This window comes from Neorickettsia findlayensis, from assembly GCF_009856525.1.
In the GTDB taxonomy this organism is placed as follows: Bacteria; Pseudomonadota; Alphaproteobacteria; order Rickettsiales; family Anaplasmataceae; genus Neorickettsia; species Neorickettsia findlayensis.
The window spans coordinates 704,992-724,361 of the sequence record NZ_CP047224.1; the positions used below are offsets into that span (position 1 = coordinate 704,992).

At 42.5% G+C, this 19,370-nt stretch carries 14 protein-coding genes, 1 tRNA gene and 2 rRNA genes; 8 read left to right on the forward strand and 9 right to left on the reverse strand.

Annotated elements, in window-relative coordinates; genetic code table 11:
• Positions 1–25: 25 nt before the first annotated feature.
• Entirely contained in the window at positions 26–289 is a 264-nt protein-coding gene (rpsT, locus tag GP480_RS03210) for a 30S ribosomal protein S20 (protein ID WP_160095797.1), read from the reverse strand.
• Between the two features lie 447 nt (positions 290–736).
• Between rpsT and pyrF the strand changes: the two genes are divergently transcribed.
• Positions 737–1,423: an orotidine-5'-phosphate decarboxylase gene (gene pyrF, locus GP480_RS03215; protein ID WP_160095799.1), complete on the forward strand. Its 687-nt coding sequence runs from the start codon at positions 737–739 to the stop codon at positions 1,421–1,423.
• 38 nt (positions 1,424–1,461) lie between these two features.
• Here pyrF and GP480_RS03220 read toward each other — a convergent pair whose 3' ends face one another.
• Positions 1,462–2,142 (reverse strand): TerC family protein, encoded by a 681-nt coding sequence (locus GP480_RS03220; protein ID WP_160095801.1) that lies wholly within the window; start codon positions 2,140–2,142, stop codon positions 1,462–1,464.
• A gap of 528 nt (positions 2,143–2,670) precedes the next feature.
• Here GP480_RS03220 and GP480_RS03225 point away from each other — a divergent pair.
• The 3 genes from GP480_RS03225 (at position 2,671) to GP480_RS03235 (ending at position 6,334) form a co-directional block, all read left to right on the forward strand.
• A complete protein-coding gene (locus tag GP480_RS03225) occupies positions 2,671–4,179 on the forward strand; it encodes an acyl-CoA carboxylase subunit beta (protein ID WP_160095803.1) in 1,509 nt (502 codons plus the stop codon).
• A gap of 122 nt (positions 4,180–4,301) precedes the next feature.
• Positions 4,302–4,844: a hypothetical protein gene (locus tag GP480_RS03230; protein WP_160095805.1), complete on the forward strand. Its 543-nt coding sequence runs from the start codon at positions 4,302–4,304 to the stop codon at positions 4,842–4,844.
• Between the two features lie 125 nt (positions 4,845–4,969).
• Positions 4,970–6,334 (forward strand): TolC family protein, encoded by a 1,365-nt coding sequence (locus GP480_RS03235; RefSeq protein ID WP_237111327.1) that lies wholly within the window; start codon positions 4,970–4,972, stop codon positions 6,332–6,334.
• 85 nt (positions 6,335–6,419) lie between these two features.
• Here the strand turns inward: GP480_RS03235 and ispG are convergent, their stop codons facing one another.
• From ispG to GP480_RS03260, 5 genes are all read right to left on the reverse strand, one after another.
• Complete coding sequence (ispG, locus tag GP480_RS03240; protein ID WP_160095807.1) at positions 6,420–7,664, reverse strand: flavodoxin-dependent (E)-4-hydroxy-3-methylbut-2-enyl-diphosphate synthase; 1,245 nt, start codon at positions 7,662–7,664, stop codon at positions 6,420–6,422.
• A gap of 51 nt (positions 7,665–7,715) precedes the next feature.
• Entirely contained in the window at positions 7,716–8,426 is a 711-nt protein-coding gene (locus GP480_RS03245; RefSeq protein WP_237111328.1) for an inositol monophosphatase family protein, read from the reverse strand.
• A gap of 93 nt (positions 8,427–8,519) precedes the next feature.
• Positions 8,520–9,488 carry a pyruvate dehydrogenase (acetyl-transferring) E1 component subunit alpha gene (gene pdhA, locus GP480_RS03250; RefSeq protein ID WP_160095809.1) on the reverse strand — a complete coding sequence of 323 codons (969 nt, stop codon included), beginning with the start codon at positions 9,486–9,488 and terminating at the stop codon, positions 8,520–8,522.
• Positions 9,489–9,543: 55 nt separating this feature from the next.
• Positions 9,544–9,652: ribosomal RNA gene (gene rrf, locus GP480_RS03255) — 5S ribosomal RNA — on the reverse strand.
• 52 nt (positions 9,653–9,704) lie between these two features.
• Positions 9,705–12,483 (reverse strand): 23S ribosomal RNA (locus tag GP480_RS03260).
• A gap of 363 nt (positions 12,484–12,846) precedes the next feature.
• Here GP480_RS03260 and GP480_RS03265 point away from each other — a divergent pair.
• From GP480_RS03265 to pstB, 3 genes are all read left to right on the forward strand, one after another.
• Positions 12,847–13,689 (forward strand): 4-hydroxybenzoate octaprenyltransferase, encoded by an 843-nt coding sequence (locus tag GP480_RS03265; RefSeq protein ID WP_160095811.1) that lies wholly within the window; start codon positions 12,847–12,849, stop codon positions 13,687–13,689.
• Positions 13,686–14,144, forward strand: coding sequence for a flavin reductase family protein (locus GP480_RS03270; RefSeq protein ID WP_160095813.1), 459 nt, complete (start codon positions 13,686–13,688; stop codon positions 14,142–14,144). Before GP480_RS03265 ends, GP480_RS03270 begins: the two co-directional genes overlap by 4 nt.
• Positions 14,145–14,240: 96 nt before the next feature.
• Positions 14,241–15,008, forward strand: a complete 768-nt coding sequence (pstB, locus tag GP480_RS03275; protein WP_160095815.1) for a phosphate ABC transporter ATP-binding protein PstB — start codon at positions 14,241–14,243, stop codon at positions 15,006–15,008.
• Between the two features lie 99 nt (positions 15,009–15,107).
• Here the strand turns inward: pstB and GP480_RS03280 are convergent.
• Both GP480_RS03280 and smpB read right to left on the reverse strand, forming a co-directional pair.
• Positions 15,108–15,183: transfer RNA gene (locus tag GP480_RS03280), tRNA-Arg, on the reverse strand.
• A 499-nt stretch (positions 15,184–15,682) separates the two neighbouring features.
• A complete protein-coding gene (gene smpB / locus GP480_RS03285) occupies positions 15,683–16,126 on the reverse strand; it encodes an SsrA-binding protein SmpB (RefSeq protein WP_160095817.1) in 444 nt (147 codons plus the stop codon).
• Between the two features lie 246 nt (positions 16,127–16,372).
• Between smpB and GP480_RS03290 the strand changes: the two genes are divergently transcribed.
• Positions 16,373–19,213: an AIR synthase-related protein gene (locus GP480_RS03290; protein ID WP_160095819.1), complete on the forward strand. Its 2,841-nt coding sequence runs from the start codon at positions 16,373–16,375 to the stop codon at positions 19,211–19,213.
• Positions 19,214–19,370: the final 157 nt, after the last annotated feature.

Below are 19,370 nucleotides of genomic sequence, written 5' to 3' on the forward strand. Positions count from 1 at the left end.
AAAAATACCACGCGAAAGCACAAGATCAAGCCATTTTCTTTATATGCCCAGAAAGCCTACTGACAATCCGAGCAGCCCTGTTCTTATGCAAAACACCCTTCGTGACACCTCTGTGAATTTCTGGCTGGGCAACCCGCAAAGCCTCAGCAGCAGCCGATTTAGGCCCAACAGCGATCGCCTGTCTCACCTTTCTTACGAAGGTCCTTATACGGCTCATACGCATTTTATTGATCAAAGTTCTTCGCTTGATCTTGCGAACCATCTTCCTCGCGCTAGCAGTGTTTGCCATTTTTTTGCATTATTTACTTTTCATTATAAATACTGAAACACAAACAGAGACACTGTCTGTGCGTCCGTTGCCGCTATGATACAACACCCAAAAGGGCATTTCAACAATCTTGCTTCCGATAAAACAGCTAGCAGTTATACAACTTTTACTTTCGGTAAAACCCTCTGGAATCAGCAATTGCGTGTCATGACCGGTTTTTATATACCCACCGGTGACTTTTTACACAACAAATGCAACAGTGCTCCTTTTAAACAATGGACACAGTGGTTCAGTAACTTCTTGGACAATGCCTAACACGGACAGGATTGACTGGAAAATTTGGTAACACTTCACCACTGTAATTGCAAACCTATGAAGTCGTACATACAAACACTTAACTGTGGATCATGTAGAAAATCGAGTACTATGTTACATATACCAGAGGATAAATGCAGCAAGCCATAAAAAGTGAAACCAAAAATCATCTGTGCAGTGGATAATCCCGATTTTGGATACTCGTACTCACTAGTGAGCAGCATATTGGAATACGTGCATGTTATAAAACTTGGGTTAGAGTTTTTTTCTTCGTGCGGTGTTACAGGTATTGAGAAAGTCGCTGCTCTTGGGCTACCAATTTTCCTGGACCTCAAATTGCATGATATTCCCAATACAGTCGCTAGAACTATTAGCGTTATCAAGCAGATGGAATGTATTAAGTTCCTTACTGTCCATATTACTGGTGGTACGGAAATGCTCATGGCTGCTAAGGAAGCACTTCAGGATACCGGAATACTTTTAATTGGAGTTTCTGTTTTGACAAGTCTCGTGCAAAAGGATCTCGAGAATAACGGCGTTGAGATTCCTCTACCAGAGTATGTAAAAAAACTGTCTGTATTTGCGAAAAAATGCGGTCTAGATGGTGTCGTATGTTCGAATCAAGAAGCCCATATGGTGCGACAAGTTTGTGGAAAGGAATTTACAATCATCACACCAGGAATCGTCAGTGCATACTCTGATGATCAAAAAAGGGTTTCTCAAATTTCAGCACTAAAAAACAGCGTTTCCGATTATATAGTCATCGGGAGAGCAATAACACGTGCATCGGATCCGGTAAAAGCGACTAAGGAAATAATTTCTTCACTGACGAACAAATAGGCCGCTACGAGATTTCGATATACACAGATCAGAAGCACTTAACTCCTTCCGGGAGTGCTTCTGCATTTTTGTGCAATATTGCACAGCTGCACAATCAGCGAGAAAGCAAATGCGAAATATAGGTATGACTTCCTAAACTCGATGTGCAACCCTTCCGAGAACAAAAGAGCTCCTATGGATATAACGAATACAAGTGCAAGTGTTTTCAACTCCGGAAATCGTTCTATCCATTTTGACACAGAGCCTGCCGTGACGGTCATAAAGATAATCGTTAAAGTAAAAGCCAACCCTATGAGAAAAATATTCTTGGTAATCGCAACCGCCGTAAGTATAGAATCTACTGAAAAAACGAGGTCTACAAACGCAACGTAACACACAGCAAGAAAACTGCTCTTCGCCTTGTAGTGAATATCTTTTTTCAACCTAACACACTGTGCAAGTTCTATTATACCCTTAAACAAGAGAAATACCCCACCAACGAGGAAAACCATATCCTGCACTGAAAGCAAATAGAACACCGGTTTTTTCAGCGTCAGAACAAACGAGACACAGAAGAGCATCGCCAGACGGAGTAAAAGAGCAAGTCCAAGCCCAATATACCTGACAGTGGCCCCATTACGCATTTTACCCGTGACAATTGCAATGAAAACAATGTTGTCTACACCGAGTATCACCTCAAGGAACAGGAGTACTAAGAAGACACCGAGCTCAGAAAACACATTGAAAATCAAACCACAAATCACAGAAAGTCTGGGAGCCCAATACCACTAAGCAAGGCTGCTTCATCAGCAAATTAGACTACCATACTCTAGCAAAGAGAAGAGGGCGCTATCAATACAGCAAAACGGTATGATATTTAAACTCAAAAGTGCCCAATTTCATATTGATTCTCCTCCAGATTCACTTCTTTCTGTCATATAAATCTGAAAAAATTGTTACGTAGCACTATATTTATTATTGCATAGCACCACGCCTGTATCTAAGAAAAATGAGATTGATAAAACACCAGTGGCAACAGATACGGATAATTTGCATTCACTATATATAGATAGAACACGAAACATAATTCAGGTATCACGCACTGCAAAACCCTACACGCCACTTGATTAGGGAAACACAAAGCACAGAAAGAGTTAATATTTATTGCATTGATCTTGATAACTTATTACTACACCTTTTAAACTGCCTTATTGACCGCAAACAGATCAATTAGATATAATACAGTCTACCAGTCAGGCACCTTTAGCATGCAAAAATCTCTTCAGCTTTCCCTGGGTGAGTCAACAAAAACGCAATCTCCAACTTCTAAGCTTACTGCCCGCGAAAGACTAGAAGTCCTGTTCGATGATGGGAAATTTGTGGAGATCGATAGTTTAGTTCGCCACAGATGTACGAATTTTGGACTTGAAAAAAAATCTATAGACGGGGATGGTGTCATTGCGGCGCATGGACAAATCAATGGGAGGAGTGTCTTTGCGTATTCGCAAGATTTTTCAGTCTTTGGCGGCTCACTCAGCGAAAAGAATGCTTCGAAAATCTGCAAAATTATGGACCTTGCAGCCAAGACTCGTGCCCCAATCATCGGGATAAACGATTCTGGTGGTGCAAGGATACAAGAAGGTGTTGATTCTCTTGGTGGATACGGTGAGATATTCTTGCGCAATGTACAACTCTCTGGAGTTGTACCACAAATTTCCCTGATTATGGGACCGTGTGCTGGCGGTGCTGTATACTCACCTGCACTGACTGACTTTATTTTCATGGTTAAAGACACGAGCTACATGTTCGTTACTGGCCCAAAAGTTGTGAAAACGGTTCTCAAGGAAGATCTTACGCAAAACGAGCTTGGTGGTTCTGAGATACACACGAAAAAATCAGGCGTATGCGATAAAGCATTCGAAAACTCTGTCGAGATGCTTATTATGGTGAGAAATTTTCTTGATTTTCTGCCACAAAACAACATCGAGGCCCCACGTCAAAAAGAATGTACTGATTCCGTGTTCAGACAGATCGAGTGGCTAGATCGTTCTACTCCAGTAGTGTCAAACTTACCATATGATATGGGTAATATCATACGGGCAATAGTCGATGATGGAGAGTTCTTTGAACTTTCGCCTGATTTTGCGAAAAATGTATTGATCGGTTTTGCTCATATTGGCGGAATTTGTATAGGTGTTGTTGCAAATCAACCTTCCATCTTAGCAGGCTGTCTTGATATCAATTCTTCTAGAAAGGCGGCACGCTTTGTTCGTTTCTGTGACGCTTTTAACATCCCGATCCTTACGCTCGTTGATGTACCAGGTTTCTTACCTGGATCCTCTCAAGAACAAAATGCAATAATAAAACACGGAGCAAAACTGCTTTACGCGTATGCTGAAGCAACAGTCCCAAAAGTGACACTCATTGTAAAGAAGGCTTATGGTGGCGCCTATATAGTGATGGGATCAAAACATCTTGGTGGAGACATAAACTTTTCCTGGCCAAATGCAGAAATTGCTGTCATGGGACCGGAAGCAGCCGTGGAAATCGTGTTTAAGCGAGAAATAGATACACCAGACAGAACAGATAGGATCAGGGAATTGGCATCAGATTACAGAGCACAGATTGCAAATCCGAGAATACCTGCCGCACGCGGATATTTGGACGATATAATAAAACCTTCGGATAGCAGAAGAAAAATAGCAGAAGCCTTCAGAATGCTGACTGGCAAGACAATGGAAAGACCTTGGAGGAAACACGATAATCTTCCGCTCTAACCAACGCTATAGATCGAATACGTCAACGAGACTACACCAGACATGACGGTCTATGTGGAATTGCAGTTATACTCTGGTTAGTTTTTATGTGTTAGCATTGCAGAGACTTGTCCGTTTCGCCTATGCGTCTGCCTTTCTTACTATTCCTTGTTCTAGCGGTAAGTACCGGATTTGCTGCTGCAAATCCTATTATGGAGTATTTTTTAACAATGAGTTACGTGGAGGGTGGCATGGAGCCTTGTGCATCCGTTGTTGAACGCCTTGGTGACTCAAACAAAAGGACTCAGTTTTTACGTGTGCTTGCATCTATACAATCAGTTGGGAAAAATTCCCTAAACATGGACCAAATAGCTCAAACACTTGAGAGGGCAATCACGTATTGCAACGCCTGTCCTTCCTCGACCTTTGGTATGGCTCTAGTTAATGCTGTAAGAAATTCTGATTCAACAAAATGGTGCAAGGACCAGTCTGAAAACAGACTGTATGAAAGCACTAGCAATGCTAGTACCAGCACAACAAGTACAATCCTAAATTCAAATGTAATTAAGAGGAAAAGTGATATCCAAGTGCACCAATACGACGGTAGTAATAACTCAAACAACAAAAAACTTAGGCGTTCTCAAACTGGATCAGACAGAAACGATGGCGTACAAATCATTGAATAGCGCACTAGTCTGATTTCGGAAACGCGAATTCATAAATATCCACAATTGTTATAGCGGAAGTAAGGTAAACAACCATTTCGCAGCATTCGAATTCTAAAAGCAAGACAGATTCCTATGGGAACATTTTGAAATATAGGCTTATAGGTGCTACTATTGCGCTTTGTTCTTTGCGTGTGAAGATGCGCCTTTTGGTTTTTTTACTGCTATGGCTTTCATTCATGGGTTTTGCATACCCATACAGCCTGGAAGATGCATTTCACGACACACTGCTCAATAACGACACAGTAAAATCTTTATCAAAGCAGCACGAGCTTGCATCTTTAAGAAGAAAGATGTCTATCTCGGAACTCCTTCCAGTGGCCTCACTTGGACTGCTACACGATTTTGACAGAGAGTTTTGGTCACCCGCAATAAGCACTAAAGCAAACCCAGTAATTGGGCTGACTGTGACGCAGAATATTGGTAATCCATTTGCCCCACTGTCTAAATTACTCCTAGCAAAGCATGACTATCTCAATGCGACCTTCCTATACGCCGATGCCATTCACAATGTTATGTTGCGTGTAATACATGCCTACCTCGAAGCAATCAGAACAGAGGAGGTCCTCACTCTCCATAAGGAAACCATACGCGCACTGGAAATGAATCTGGACGCAGTGCAAAAGTCGCTGAAACTAGGCGAAAGTACAAAAGGAGAACTAGCATACGCAAAAGCGAAGCTCCTGTCGGCACGATCTCAGTTTTTGGAAAGCACAAATAAGGCCGAGAGTAGTAGAGCATCTCTCTACCACCTAGTTGGGAGGAAAAGCATGCAAACAAAGCTTGAAGATCCTATTTTGAAAGTGCAGTACTTGCCACAGACTCTAGAAGAGTGTGTTACTCTTGCATTTGCCAATAATGCTCCTATAAAAGCAGCGAGGAACGCTATAAAGTCAGCAAAATTGAGGGTAATGGAAAGTATGGGAAGGTGGCTTCCAGCAATGAGCCTTGAGACAACATTACGTTATGTGCCATCCAAAGAAAACATAGCTGGTGGATTGCAGAGAGTTGGTACACAAACGACAATAAGTATAGGTATGCCGCTCTTCACAGGAGGCAGAAACACTTTGGCCGTAGCAATAGCATATGAAGATAGGTCTCTTAAGGAACACGAGTACCACGCAAAAAGCAAACTTCTAGAGGAAGAGGTCCAAAACACGTGGAACGATTACCACAATGCTTTACTCTTGGCATCTGCATTAAAAGAACTTGTAAAAGCAAGCAATATTGCTGCCGATAGTATCAGGCAGGAAGCACAGCTTAATCTTAAAAGCAACCTAAATGTGATAGATGCTGAATTAGATTTGTTAAAAGTCAGGACGCAGCTCAGACAGGCAGAAGCGGCAAAGGTAGGTGCGTTCTACAAGCTTCTTTTTATGATATACGGAGACAGGGCACTAGACATATTGCTCATGGAAGATTTCAGCACATCCGCACAGCAAAAGTCGTGATTCCCATGAAAGTAGATCTAGTCTAACTTTATAGTTTTCGATGTGTTCTAAAACAACACGCTTTGATTCCTCAATAGTGGTTCGCCTAACTTTTTGGGGTATATTTGTCCCTGATATACTCTAAAACAATTCGCTTTGATTCCTCGAGAATGTTTGTGCCGGTAAGTTTTGCTGAAAGTTTTCCGTCAACAAAAACCGCTGCTACCATATTCTCATTATAACCAGGTAGACTAATGCCTACATCCGCATGTTTGCTCTCACCAGGACCATTAACAATACACCCCATCACCGCAAGTTTGAAGTTCTCAACACCTGGATAAAGTTTCTGCCAATCAAAAAGATTATCGCTTATAAAATCATTCAGATCATTGCTAAGCTGCTGAAAATAATTTCCATTCGTCCTTCCACAACCAGGACATGAAGTAACCTGAGGGGCAAAGACCCTTAAACCTATTGACTGCAATATCAACTTACATGTTTCCACCTCTATTACTCTTGATTCGCCGGGTTTCTGTGTTAGAGAAGCGCGTATTGTATCGCCAATACCCCTATTAAGAAGTACCGAGAGTGCTGCAGTCGTTTTTATTATTCCTGAGGTACCTATACCTGCCTCTGTCAGTCCCAAGTGCAGCGGATAACAACATTGCTCGGCCAAGGAAGAGTAAACAGCTACTAAATCTTGAAAACTGCTTACCTTGCAGGAAAGTATGATTTTATTTGGTGATAGCCCAACCTGCTCAGCACGCTTAGCACTGGACAAGACAGACTGAATCAATGCACATCTCAGTACTTCATTGTAGGAGCTTGGTTTCTCCTTTTTCGCATTATCATCCATTATTTGACGCAACACCGACTGGTCTAGACTCCCCCAGTTAACACCAATTCTAATTGGAAGATCGTGTTTGCAAATCAACTCAATTACTTTGTCAAAATTTGCATCCCTTTTTGAACCGAATCCTATATTACCTGGATTAATTCTTATCTTACCTAGTGAGCTGATCGCTTCAGCTTGGGTTTCAAGCACGCGCTTAATCTCATACTGACCACATCCAACAAGCGGAACTTTTTCAAAGCCAGACTTATCCAGATTTTCTCTTATGTAAGGAATCGCTGCTGCAGCCTTCTCACTGTCTATTGCAATCCTTATCAACTCAGAACCAGCCATAGCTAAAGCCACAGCTTCTCGGGATTCATCTACAGCTATTGCTGATACATCATCTGGATTTGTTCTGCCTCCAGAGGTCATGGACTGCACGACTATCGGGTTTCCTCCACCTATCTTAACGCCAGCTACGTTAACAACAAGCGACTTCCTATCGAGTTCAGACATCACAACCTCAAATTTACTGATTATAACCTTACCTGAAAAGCGGGTCGGCCTTTACCGAGGCACACCCAGCAATTGCTTGAATTTTTCACATAAATCCAGGTGCGCAAATAACACCATATCCCGAAACCACAACTCTTTTCCCCCACTTTCTGCTATCAGCAATCTTATTAGCAACAACAACTCCGGATTAACATCTCCTACTTTTAAAAGTAAAATATCTCCCCTGCCAGAAGCAACATAACAGGCGGCCAGACTATTGCAACCTAACATTCTGCGTCCTGCAAGACTCAATTGATTTTCCACACAATCAAGAAAGACTACTGCCTTAGTGATATCCAAAGTCACACAGTTCTTTATTTTCAGACGCATCGTCCCTCCAAGATCTTCAAGATAAGCTCCTGAAGTTAACTCCGCGTAAAACGTGGTATGAGTCATAGGAAGCTCAACAAGACAAGCAAATGCCTTACCATCTTTTTTTATCAGCACAGAAACCGTAAAGTCCGGTATACCGCGGAAAAAATTTTCCCTTCCATCTATTGGAAAAACAACAAACTCGTACCTGGATCCGGTAGCAGCGTTATAACTGTCGAGCTCGGACAATAACTTTGATCGTACACGTTCATGCGTCACCTGAACAAACGACGATAAATTTTGGTAACCTTGTAAACGCTGTATCTCATGGAAATCTCTGACAAGTGAATTACACACCCTGCGAATTACTTCGCTTACCTTCCTCACAATGCTCGAGCGCATCATCATCATTCGATTCCACACGGGAAACACCGAAATGCTAACACCACGAAAAAAAATTGCAAGCCATATGAAGACTCACAACTTTCTCATAGAAAGCCACTCTTACTCTGAATAAATATCTGTCATGAGACTCGCCTGACAAGGAAAAGTAGAAGCGCGAGCATAAGCTACACTGCTTGATACCTGCTCCTTAACTACTTTCTGTATACGCTCCAGCTCACTGAACAACACACCTGCCTGCAAAAGCAAGGCCTCAACACTTTTGAGAGGATCTCGCTTCTTAAAAAAGCAAACCTCCTCTTTCGATCTGTAAGAAGCTGGATCAGACATTGAATGTCCCTTGAATCGATAAGTTTTATACTCCACAAGAACTGGACCATTGCCGTTCCGTACATACTCAACCGCATTCATTGTGACACGAATCACATCCATAAGATCCATACCATCAGCTGAGTAGCCAGGTATCCCAAACGATTCGCCCCTGTTAGAAAGTGAAGGATTAGCACATACACTTTCAACGGAACTACCCATAGCGTACATGTTATTCTCTACAACATAAAGGACGGGAAGTTTCCATAAAGCAGCCATATTAAAAGATTCATAGACCTGCCCTTGATTAACCGCTCCATCCCCAAAGCAGCTTGCAACAACAGCTTTAGATCCCCTATACTTCTCTGCAAAAGCAATTCCTGTACCAAGAGAGACTTGCGAACCAACAATACCATGACCCCCAAAGAAATTTCTTTCAGGATCAAACATATGCATTGATCCACCTTTACCAGCAGAGCAACCAGAAGACTTTCCCAAAAGCTCGGCCATCATAACATCGGGAGAAGAACCTCGAGCGAGCATCATACCATGATCTCTATAACTGGTAATGATAGAGTCTCCTCTATTCAAACAATACTCCAAACCAACAGCAACCGCTTCCTGCCCTATATAAAGATGACAAAACCCGCATATCTCACCCATGCTGTAAAGCTGCCCAGCCCTCTCTTCGAAGCGCCGAATCAAAAGCATTCTCTCATAAAGAGAAAGAAGAACCGACGAATCTAAAGGTTCGAGCAACATACGTTCGAGACATTAACCAAATATGCAGCCATAAAAGATGTCTGTGATTTCAAGGACCTAGCAACCACCTACTCTCCCACATAAGCAGTACCATCGGCGCAAAAAGGTTTCACTTTCGAGTTCGGAATGGAGTCGAGTGTTTCACTTTCGCTATTATCACTAGACCCATGAAATCACAGAAAGTAGGCTCAGTCCTGTACATAAAATCCAAGACTAAACTGTAAATCGATCGGGCTATTAGTACTGGTAAGCTCAACGCGTCACCGCGCTTACACACCCAGCCTATCAACGTGGTAGTCTCCCACGGCCCTATAGGGAAATTTCGTTTTGAGGTGGACTTCCCGCTTAGATGCTTTCAGCAGTTATTCCTTCCATACGTAGCTACCCAGCGGTGCCCCTGGCGAGACAACTGGTACACAATTGGTATGTCCAACTCGGTCCTCTCGTACTAGAGTTAGCTCCTCTCAAATTTCCAACACCCACGGCAGATAGAAACCGAACTGTCTCACGACGTTCTAAACCCAACTCACGTACCACTTTAATCGGCGAACAGCCGAACCCTTGGGACCTTCTACAGCCCCAGGATGTGATGAGTCGACATCGAGGTGGCAAACAGCGTCGTCGATATGAACTCTTGGACGCTATTACCCTGTTATCCCCGGCGTACCTTTTATCCGTTGAGCGATGACCCTTCCACGCGGAATCACCGGATCACTATAACCGACTTTCGTCTCTGCTCGGCTTGTCAGCCTCGCAGTCAGGCAGGCTTATGCTATTATACTCGACGACTGATTTCCAACCAGCCTGAGCCTACCATTGCACGCCTCCGTTACTCTTTAGGAGGCGACCGCCCCAGTCAAACTGCCCACCATACACTGTCCTCGCTCTCGATAAGAAAGCGGAGTTAGATATCAATAACAGGAAGGTTGGTATCTCAACAACGACTCCACCCAGACTAGCGCCTGAGTTTCACTGTCTCCCAACTATCCTGCACATCCTGTCATTAATACCAATGTAAAGCTACAGTAAAGGTGCACGGGGTCTCTTCGTCTGACCGCAGGTACCCCGCATCTTCACGGGGAGTTCAATTTCGCTGAGTTAATGTTGGAGACAGCGGGGAAGTCGTTACGCCATTCGTGCAGGTCGGAACTTACCCGACAAGGAATTTCGCTACCTTAGGACCGTCAGTGTTACGGCCGCCGTTCACCGGGGCTTCAATTCAAAGCTATTCACCTCTCCTATTAACCTTCCGGCACCGGGCAGGCGTCAGACCCTATACTTCCACTTACGTGTTCGCAGAGTCCTGTGTTTTTAGTAAACAGTCGCTACCCCCTGGCTTGTGCCACCTTATCGTGGTTGCCCACAACAAGGTCATCCTTCTCCCGAAGTTACGGATGTAATTTGCCGAGTTCCTTCAACATCATTATCTCAATCACCTAAGTATACTCTACCCACTTACCTGTGTCGGTTTGCGGTACGGCCTATATGTAAGAGCTATTTCTTGGAGCCACATAAGCAGCACTCCCAATCCAATAAGAGAATACCACCACAGCAACCCGTCACTACTTACAGGTCAAGGAATATTAACCTTGTTTCCATCGACTACCCCTTTCGGACTCGTCTTAGGGACCGACTAACCCTGCTCAGATTAACTTTAAACAGGAAACCTTAAGTTTTCGGTGGGAGTGTTTTTCACACTCCTTACGCTACTCATGTCAGCATTTGCACTTCCAATACCTCCACCCGACCTCACGGTCGACCTTCAACGGCTTATGGAACGCTCCGCTACCATTGCTGCGGGGATACCCACAACAATCCGCATTTTCGGTATGCAACTTTAGCCCCGGTACATCTTCGGCGCAGGAAAGCTTATTTAGACTAGTGAGCTGTTACGCTTTCTTTAAAGGATGGCTGCTTCTAAGCCCACCTCCTAGCTGTCTTGGCCTTCCAACATCCTTCCACACTTAGTTGCAATTTGGGGACCTTAAATGGCGGTCTGGACTGTTTTCCTCTTCACCACGGATCTTAGCACCCGTAGTGTGTCTGCCGCAGAACTATTACTGGTATTCGGAGTTTAGCTGAGCTCAGTAAGATTTTACTCCCCCTAACCCATCAAGTGCTCTACCCCCAGCAATATGTATTATGCGACGCTCTACCTAAATAGATTTCGCGGAGAACCAGCTATTTCCAGGTTTGATTGGCCTTTCACCCCTAGCCACAGCTCATCCCCTGGTATTGCAACACCAGTGGGTTCGACCCTCCAGTACGTCTTACCGCACCTTCAGTCTGGCCATAGCTAGATCACCTGGTTTCGGGTCTAATCCATTGAACTAATCGCCCTATTAAGACTCGCTTTCGCTACGCCTACACCTGATACGGCTTAAGCTTGCTCAATAAATTAAGTCGCTGACCCATTATACAAAAGGTACGCCGTCACCCGCAGACACCGCCCCGAAGGACGATGCTCAGGCTCCGACTGTTTGTAAGTGTCCGATTTCAGGATCTATTTCACTCCCCTAACAGGGGTTCTTTTCACCTTTCCCTCACGGTACTAGTTCACTATCGGTCGCCAAGTAGTATTTAGGCTTGGAGGGTGGTCCCCCCACGTTCAGACAGGATTTCACGTGTCCCGCCTTACTCGAGGACCTGAACAAGCATTACCTATACGGGGCTATCACCCTATCTTGCTGCCCTTTCCAGAGCATTCTAGTTTTCTTGTTCAAGCCACTGGCCTGGTCCGCGTTCGCTCGTCACTACTAGCGGAATCTCGGTTGATTTCTTTTCCTCCAGCTACTTAGATATTTCAGTTCGCTGGGTTCGCTTTACATACCTATGAATTCAGTATGCAATGACTAGCAAGCTAGTCGGGTTTCCCCATTCGGAAATCCACGGATAAACGTTTTTTGGCAACTACCCGCGGCTTATCGCAGCCTAACACGTCCTTCTTCGCCTCTTGGCACCAAGGCATCCATCAGACACTCTTAGTTTTTTACAGTATACATCTTAGGTTATGTACAGAACAAAACCTACTTATCATACTTCTGTTTTATTTGAGACCTATTAATCTTTCAAACTTTTCAAACAACACGCTGCGCAAACAGCGACTGTTGTGCAATCCACCGAAATCGGCATTTTTTGAAGCACGTGCTCCCAGGTTACATGCAAAGAAAAACAATGTCAACGGTTCAATTTTTTTGGATTTCACTGAATCCATAAAACAACAGACTCACTTTGAACCTCGAGTGTTCACAAATGCGTATCTTATCTTCTTACTTTACACACTCGAATTTCACTCCTTCGCGTGGTATTACAAAAATGAACTTAAATTTACAACTTCCTAATAGAACTACCTTGAAAAATGAAAATTAAAAAGTATGCTTCCCTCATCCGGTTCCAGAGTCTTAGCGGAATGTGGTTGTGTTTTTTTCCCGCTTTGTTCGTAGTCGCACTTCTTGGAAATAGTTTCTACTCGTTTTTGTGGATTCCGTTTTTTCTTTTGGGTGCTTTTTTGGTAAGATCAGCAGGTTGTATTGCAAATGATATTGCTGACCGCAACATCGATGGAAAAGTCAAAAGAACTGCTGCAAGGCCTTTAGCATCTGGAGAAATAAGTGTCACCGAAGCAATCCTATTGTTCTCGATTCTAGTTATACTAGCAACAGCATTATTGGCTTTTCTTCCTTTTGAAGCAACTGCACTTGGCGCACTCACGATTGTAGGAGTGGTGGTTTATCCATTTTCCAAAAGATATTTTGCTTACCCTCAATTGCTCCTTGCAGTTGTCTTCAACGTTGGAGCCCTTTTCGCATCGATTGTAGTTGTAAATTCCATTCATGCCTCAGCACTTTTCGTTTATTTTGCTTGTTTTTTCTGGACACTTTACTATGACACAATCTACGGACACCAAGACAAACGATATGATGCGGCCCTCGGATTACATTCTGTATCACTTGGGAAGTTTGGCTCAAAAGTATGGCTGAAGAAGTACGCGAGGCTAGCACTTTCCTTTCTTGCTTTCTCTGCTGTATTACCTGGACTTAACCTTCTGTATTACATTGGCTTAGCAGCTCTCTTCCTTATGGAGGAAAAATTTACGGAATCTATAGACTTAGACGATCCAAAAAGCTGTGAAATGACATTCAAGCGAATGAACTTTGTTGGCGTGCTAATTTTTCTTATTATCCTACTAGGCAGACTATGAGTGATGAAGCCCTGTTCAAAGAGTGTATGAGTCGATTTGCTACAGGAGTATCAGTTGTGACAACTGAGTTCATGGGAGAAAAGTACGGAATAACTGTTAATTCACTCTGCTCAGTTTCATTGAAACCCCAGTTAATCTCATACTGCCTAGATAGAAATTCAAATAGGTTTGACATCTTCTTTCCCGCAACAGAGTTTGTGGTGAACGTATTAGACGAAACAGCTGAACAAACCTCAGTTTCATTCTCACAGAATAATATCAAAGCGTGGGAGAAGGAATTTTCAACAAGCTTGGAATTGAAAAGAGCATTGTGTTGGATGCATTGTCGTACTAAGTATAGGTACGATGCCGGCGATCACAAAATCATTGTCGCCACGGTAGAAGAAAAAAAGCTTAATGTTTCAAAATCCCTTCCTTTGGTCTACTATAGGAAGGGTTACTGCTCGATTAGATAGACATAGCAGTTAAAGACCCGGAAGGAATCGCCTTTCTCCTAAAATAGCAGTGGGGTGTGAACGCGTCTTTCGTAGTAGTTAATAGATCTGGCTCTTATGTCTTTAGATAAAAAAATCAAAGCATCCGTAAAGAATCTAAACGTTTTCTACAAAGCAAAACATGTTCTTAAAGATATAAACTTCGATATCTACTCAAAATCGGTAACTTCGCTTATAGGCTCGTCCGGATGCGGAAAAACGACCCTTTTGAGATGCTTCAATAGGATGAATGACTTCTTTGATGATTGCAGGATCACGGGTGAGCTATTGATAGACAATTACAATATCTATGCTCCAACAGTAGATGTGGTAATGCTACGTACCAGAGTTGGAATGGTATTTCAAAAACCAAACCCTTTTCCAAAATCAATATATGATAATGTCGCTTACGGTCCACGGCTCCAAGGAATAACAAACAAACGTGGCCAATTAGACGAAATTGTTTGTAAGAGTCTCCTAAGGAGCGGACTTTGGGAAGAAGTGCACGAGAATCTGCATCAAAATGCAATGGAACTTTCAGGTGGACAGCAACAACGGCTTTGCATAGCTAGAGCTGTAGCAGTTAAGCCAACTATACTCCTAATGGACGAGCCTTGTTCTGCTCTTGACCCAAAAGCAACAAAACTCATAGAGGACCTTGTTATAGAATTAAAAAAGAAGTTCACCATCATAATCGTGACACATTCCATGAAACAAGCACGAAACATTTCCGATTCAATCGTATACCTAGAAAAGGGAAAAATTGTAGAATACGGACAGACAGAAAAAGTGTTCCAAAAATTGAAGGAAGATTCTGTGAGGAACTACTTTAGTACAAATGACTGACAAAAAATGACGATAAGTTCAAAGACACACCTCGTAAAAATGTAACTCCGCGCGATACAGTAAAAACTTCTAGTCTTCTTTTCTATATTGAATAGTTAATGGTGCACTTGATAGGAATCGAACCTACGGCCTTTGCTTCCGGAGAGCAACGCTCTATCCACTGAGCTACAAGTGCGTACAGCGATCCTAGCACATCAATTAGCTACTTAGAACAACTTGATCTTCCATACTGATGGTAGAACTATATCTCTTGTATTGCTCTCTCATAAGGATCTAAGCTTTGCAAAATAAAAACCATTTGGTTTCAACACACGTGAAAAACAACCTGTGACTGCTATTCAAAATACATGCACGCAGGTAATGAGCTCTATTTGTTCAGTACCAATACAACAAAATACAGAGACGTGAACGGAAAAAAATCAGAGGGCCACATCCGTGTTTCTATGTTGTTACAGAAATGATCAATCCAAACAAATCAAAATACGCATCTAGCTCTCAGGGATCTTATACGCATCCTAACTGCTCAGCCCAAAAACCCGGAAATATCTACTCTTTCGCATTAGTATAGAAAGCAGAATGTTCGTGATATAGAGGAAAATTGATTCATCTGCGCATAGAGTCCAAGCAATACAAAGTAAAGTGATTACCTCACAAATAGATAGACGCGTGCATGACTAACTGAAATCTTGCCGGGCCTGCTTTCTTGCCCAATCACGATCCTTGATATCCTGACGCTTATCATATTTTTTCTTACCTTTTGCTAAGGCAAACCTAACTTTTATAAGCCCATTTTCGTTCACGTATATAGATAGTGGAACTAGAGTTAATCCTTTAGTTCTTACTGCACCGGATATTTTGTTTAACTGCCTTTTGTGAACGAGTAATTTACGAGACCTAGTAGGAACGTGATTGAACCTACTTGCAGGCTTATAGGGTGGAACATGCATGTTATTAAGCCATAGCTCAAAACGCCTGAAGGCAACAAAGGCCTCGTTTAATGAAGCTGAATGATACTTTAAAGCCTTAACTTCCGTTCCAAGTAAGACAATCCCGGCTTCAAACTCATCAACTAATGAGTAATCAAATCGGGCTTTTTTATTGGTTGCAATGACTTTCATTATGTAGATGCTACCTGCATGTAGATCCTAACACTCTATTACTTGACGAGAAAGTGAGAACATTTTTACAGCATCAGCAAAACAAGATTTGCATGAAACTTCATCCCGTAATTGCAATCTCCAGAATCAAGATCGATTAATAGTATAAACGAAGATTGTCCTCACATTGACCCAGCCATAATAAAGCGATTTAATCATGACTGGTCCCAAGTATAAGGATAACAAAGTAGTAGACGTTTTCAGGCAATGCAGGCAATCATAGAAGTTCGTAAACCGCACTCAGATCCAAGAATCGCGACACTTGAAAGCGATGGTGTTATCAATATTCGGGAAGTTATTGATGTGTACCGATTCCATTCCACAAATCACGCTTCTAAGGAAACTCTATTGGAGATCGTGCACGCATTAACTAATCATGTCTCAGAACAATTCAGGTGCTTCATTTACAACGCGGATCGCAACAAAATAAAAATTCTTGAAACCAGTAAAATAAGTTACCACGAAGGCAGTAGTATTCTATGGGATTTCAGAAGATGTTATACAAGCGACTTCTGGGTAATAGAAAAACAAACCCTCCGAGGAGTAAAGAACTTATTAGCGGAAGTAACCTTGGATATTGTGACCACATTACTGAAGCAAAGGGACATCAACACAATAGAACAAGACATACAAGTAGAAACAAGCACACTCATGATAGGAAGAGGTAGGTTACCCGACCTTAATCTGCTGTACAATCCCATGATTGAGGAAATCTCACTGAAAGCCATCCATAGCAAGAGAGTGACATTCTGCGACCCTCACGAGAGTGTAAATATCATTTCTTCTGGTAAGACAAAAAATCTCACTCTAGAGGAATTAGATGCTTTCAATCGTCAGAACGCACTCAACCTCAATGAAATTCAGCTATCCAAAATAGCTGAGCACTTTAGGTCAAAGGAAGGCAGGAGCTACCTGCGTGACATAGAACTTGAGACTATTGCACAGACTTGGTCTGAGCACTGTAAGCACAACATCATGTCTTATCCTATAGATGACCTACAAGAAGGAATATTCCGGGGATACATAAAGAAGTCCACTGAGACAATCATAAGAAATAATCCAAACCATATCTGTGCCTCCGTATTCACTGACAACGCAGGTGCAATTTGGTTCGATAAGGATCATCTCATCTGCGTAAAGGTCGAGACACATAACAGCCCTTCTGCATTGGAACCCTTCGGAGGTGCAATGACAGGAATTCTTGGAGTTAACAGAGATATTCTGGGTTTTGGGCTGGCAGCAAAACCTATAGCAAATTATTATGCTTTCTGCGTTGAAGACCCAGACACCGAAAGACAAGATTTGTATCACGATATACATAAAACAAAACCCAAACTGGATTCGCGAAGCATACTTAAGGGAATAATTCAGGGTGTCAACACTGGAGGCAATTGTTCTGGTATTCCGACTCCACAAGGCGCGCTTTATTTCAGCAACGCATTCCAAGCAAAACCACTCGTGTTTGTCGGATGTGCAGGCATAATCCCAGCAAAAATTGCAGAGAAAGAATCCTGGATAAAAGGACCAGAGGATGGGGATCTGATTGTCATAGCGGGGGGAAGAACGGGACGGGACGGCATACACGGAGCAACTTTTTCTTCAGCTGGGATAACAGACTCAAATGTCAAAGGTACTGAGATTCAATTAGGCGACCCTTTTACACAGAAAAAGCTTTCCGATGCAATAATACGTGAAGTAAGAGACACAGCACTTTATAACGCTATTACTGACAATGGAGCCGGTGGGTTATCTTCGTCTGTTGGAGAAATGGGAAGAGAGGGATTTGTAGTGCATCTCGAAAAAGTGCTTTTAAAGACAAGTGGGCTTGCACCGTGGGAGATATGGATCTCTGAATCTCAAGAAAGAATGACATTTGCAGTTCCGCGCGGAAAGTTAGAGACCTTCGGGCACATTATGACCAGACATGGTGTTGAGTTTGCTGTCATAGGTGAATTTAACAAATCCGGCAGAGGACTTATCACTTTCGAGGGCACAACTGTTTTTGATTTGTCATTGCACTTTCTACATGATGGAAACCCTACGGTCCACTTACAAACTAAAAAACCAAAAGAAATGCCAGGAAAGCCTCATGTGACCTTCTCATCCCTTGAGGAAACAATTAGAGATAAAAATGTCTGCAGCAGAAAATTCATAGCAAAGCAGTATGATCATGAAGTTCAGGGAACATCTATTCTCAAACCACTACAAGGAAGAAATAAAATTTTCTCAGAGGTAACAGCAATAAAACCGTTACACAACTCTAAGAAGTGCATAGGGCAAGCGCAAGACTTAGCAATTATGACACGCGATCCATATTTAGACACATGTTCTTCGATTGAACAAGCAGTAAGGAACTTAGTAACAATTGGAGTAAACCCTCAAAAAATTGTTCTTCTAGATAACTTTTGTTGGTCCGACTCGAATGATCCAGAAAAACTATGGCTACTCAAAGAAGCCGGGAGAGCTTGTCACGATATCTCTATAGCTTTAGGTACTCCTTTCATTTCGGGAAAGGACAGCATGTTTAATGATTTTAGCGGATACACTGCCTCAGGTGCGAAAGTCAAAATCTCCAATATCCCCTCATTGTTAATAACCGCAATTGGAATAGTGGATGATTACGAAGATATAGTTTCGCTAGATACAAAATATCCAGAGGATTTAATATACCTCATTGATATGAACGTGGAAGCAAAAAGAGCCTTTGAAGTTTTCAGACGCTATCACTTGGCACTGAAAAATAAATTAGTAGCTTCTGCTATTCCAGTAGGGTCAGGTGGAAGGCTTGTATCAATCGCAAAAATGCTTATGGCTAACGGCCATGGTGGAATGATTTCCCTTGAAGACAACAAAGAAAATCTTGAAAAATCACATGAAATTATTGTCACTGTCGCCCCGAAAAACGAGTTGGCTTTCATGGACACATTTTTGGATACAGAGATTACAAAAATTGGTAAGGTTACACAGGAAGCTGTACTGGAAATGGGGAAATCCAGTAAAGTGAAGATTGATGCATTATTGTCAGCATACAAGGGCACCCTACTCTAGTTTGGCTTACAGAGGCACGGCATTGAGAGAAAGAAGTATTAATGTAGGCCACCGCTTGCAAACTTCCCTTAGTTCTAATGAACTACTGTTTGTTTGGAGCGCATTACGCTCATGAATGGAAGTATAAACGCAACTTCAGCGCCACAAATTCTTGCAG

Bases quoted from the DNA above. Each gene is read 5' to 3' on its own strand.
- rpsT (WP_160095797.1), bottom strand. From the start codon at position 289: ATGGCAAACACTGCTAGCGCGAGGAAGATGGTTCGCAAGATCAAGCGA.
- GP480_RS03225 (WP_160095803.1), top strand. From the start codon at position 2,671: ATGCAAAAATCTCTTCAGCTTTCCCTGGGTGAGTCAACAAAAACGCAA.
- GP480_RS03230 (WP_160095805.1), top strand. From the start codon at position 4,302: ATGCGTCTGCCTTTCTTACTATTCCTTGTTCTAGCGGTAAGTACCGGA.
- ispG (WP_160095807.1), bottom strand. From the start codon at position 7,664: ATGTCTGAACTCGATAGGAAGTCGCTTGTTGTTAACGTAGCTGGCGTT.
- GP480_RS03245 (WP_237111328.1), bottom strand. From the start codon at position 8,426: ATGATGATGATGCGCTCGAGCATTGTGAGGAAGGTAAGCGAAGTAATT.
- pdhA (WP_160095809.1), bottom strand. From the start codon at position 9,488: ATGTTGCTCGAACCTTTAGATTCGTCGGTTCTTCTTTCTCTTTATGAG.
- GP480_RS03265 (WP_160095811.1), top strand. From the start codon at position 12,847: ATGAAAATTAAAAAGTATGCTTCCCTCATCCGGTTCCAGAGTCTTAGC.
- GP480_RS03270 (WP_160095813.1), top strand. From the start codon at position 13,686: ATGAGTGATGAAGCCCTGTTCAAAGAGTGTATGAGTCGATTTGCTACA.
- pstB (WP_160095815.1), top strand. From the start codon at position 14,241: ATGTCTTTAGATAAAAAAATCAAAGCATCCGTAAAGAATCTAAACGTT.
- smpB (WP_160095817.1), bottom strand. From the start codon at position 16,126: ATGAAAGTCATTGCAACCAATAAAAAAGCCCGATTTGATTACTCATTA.
- GP480_RS03290 (WP_160095819.1), top strand. From the start codon at position 16,373: ATGCAGGCAATCATAGAAGTTCGTAAACCGCACTCAGATCCAAGAATC.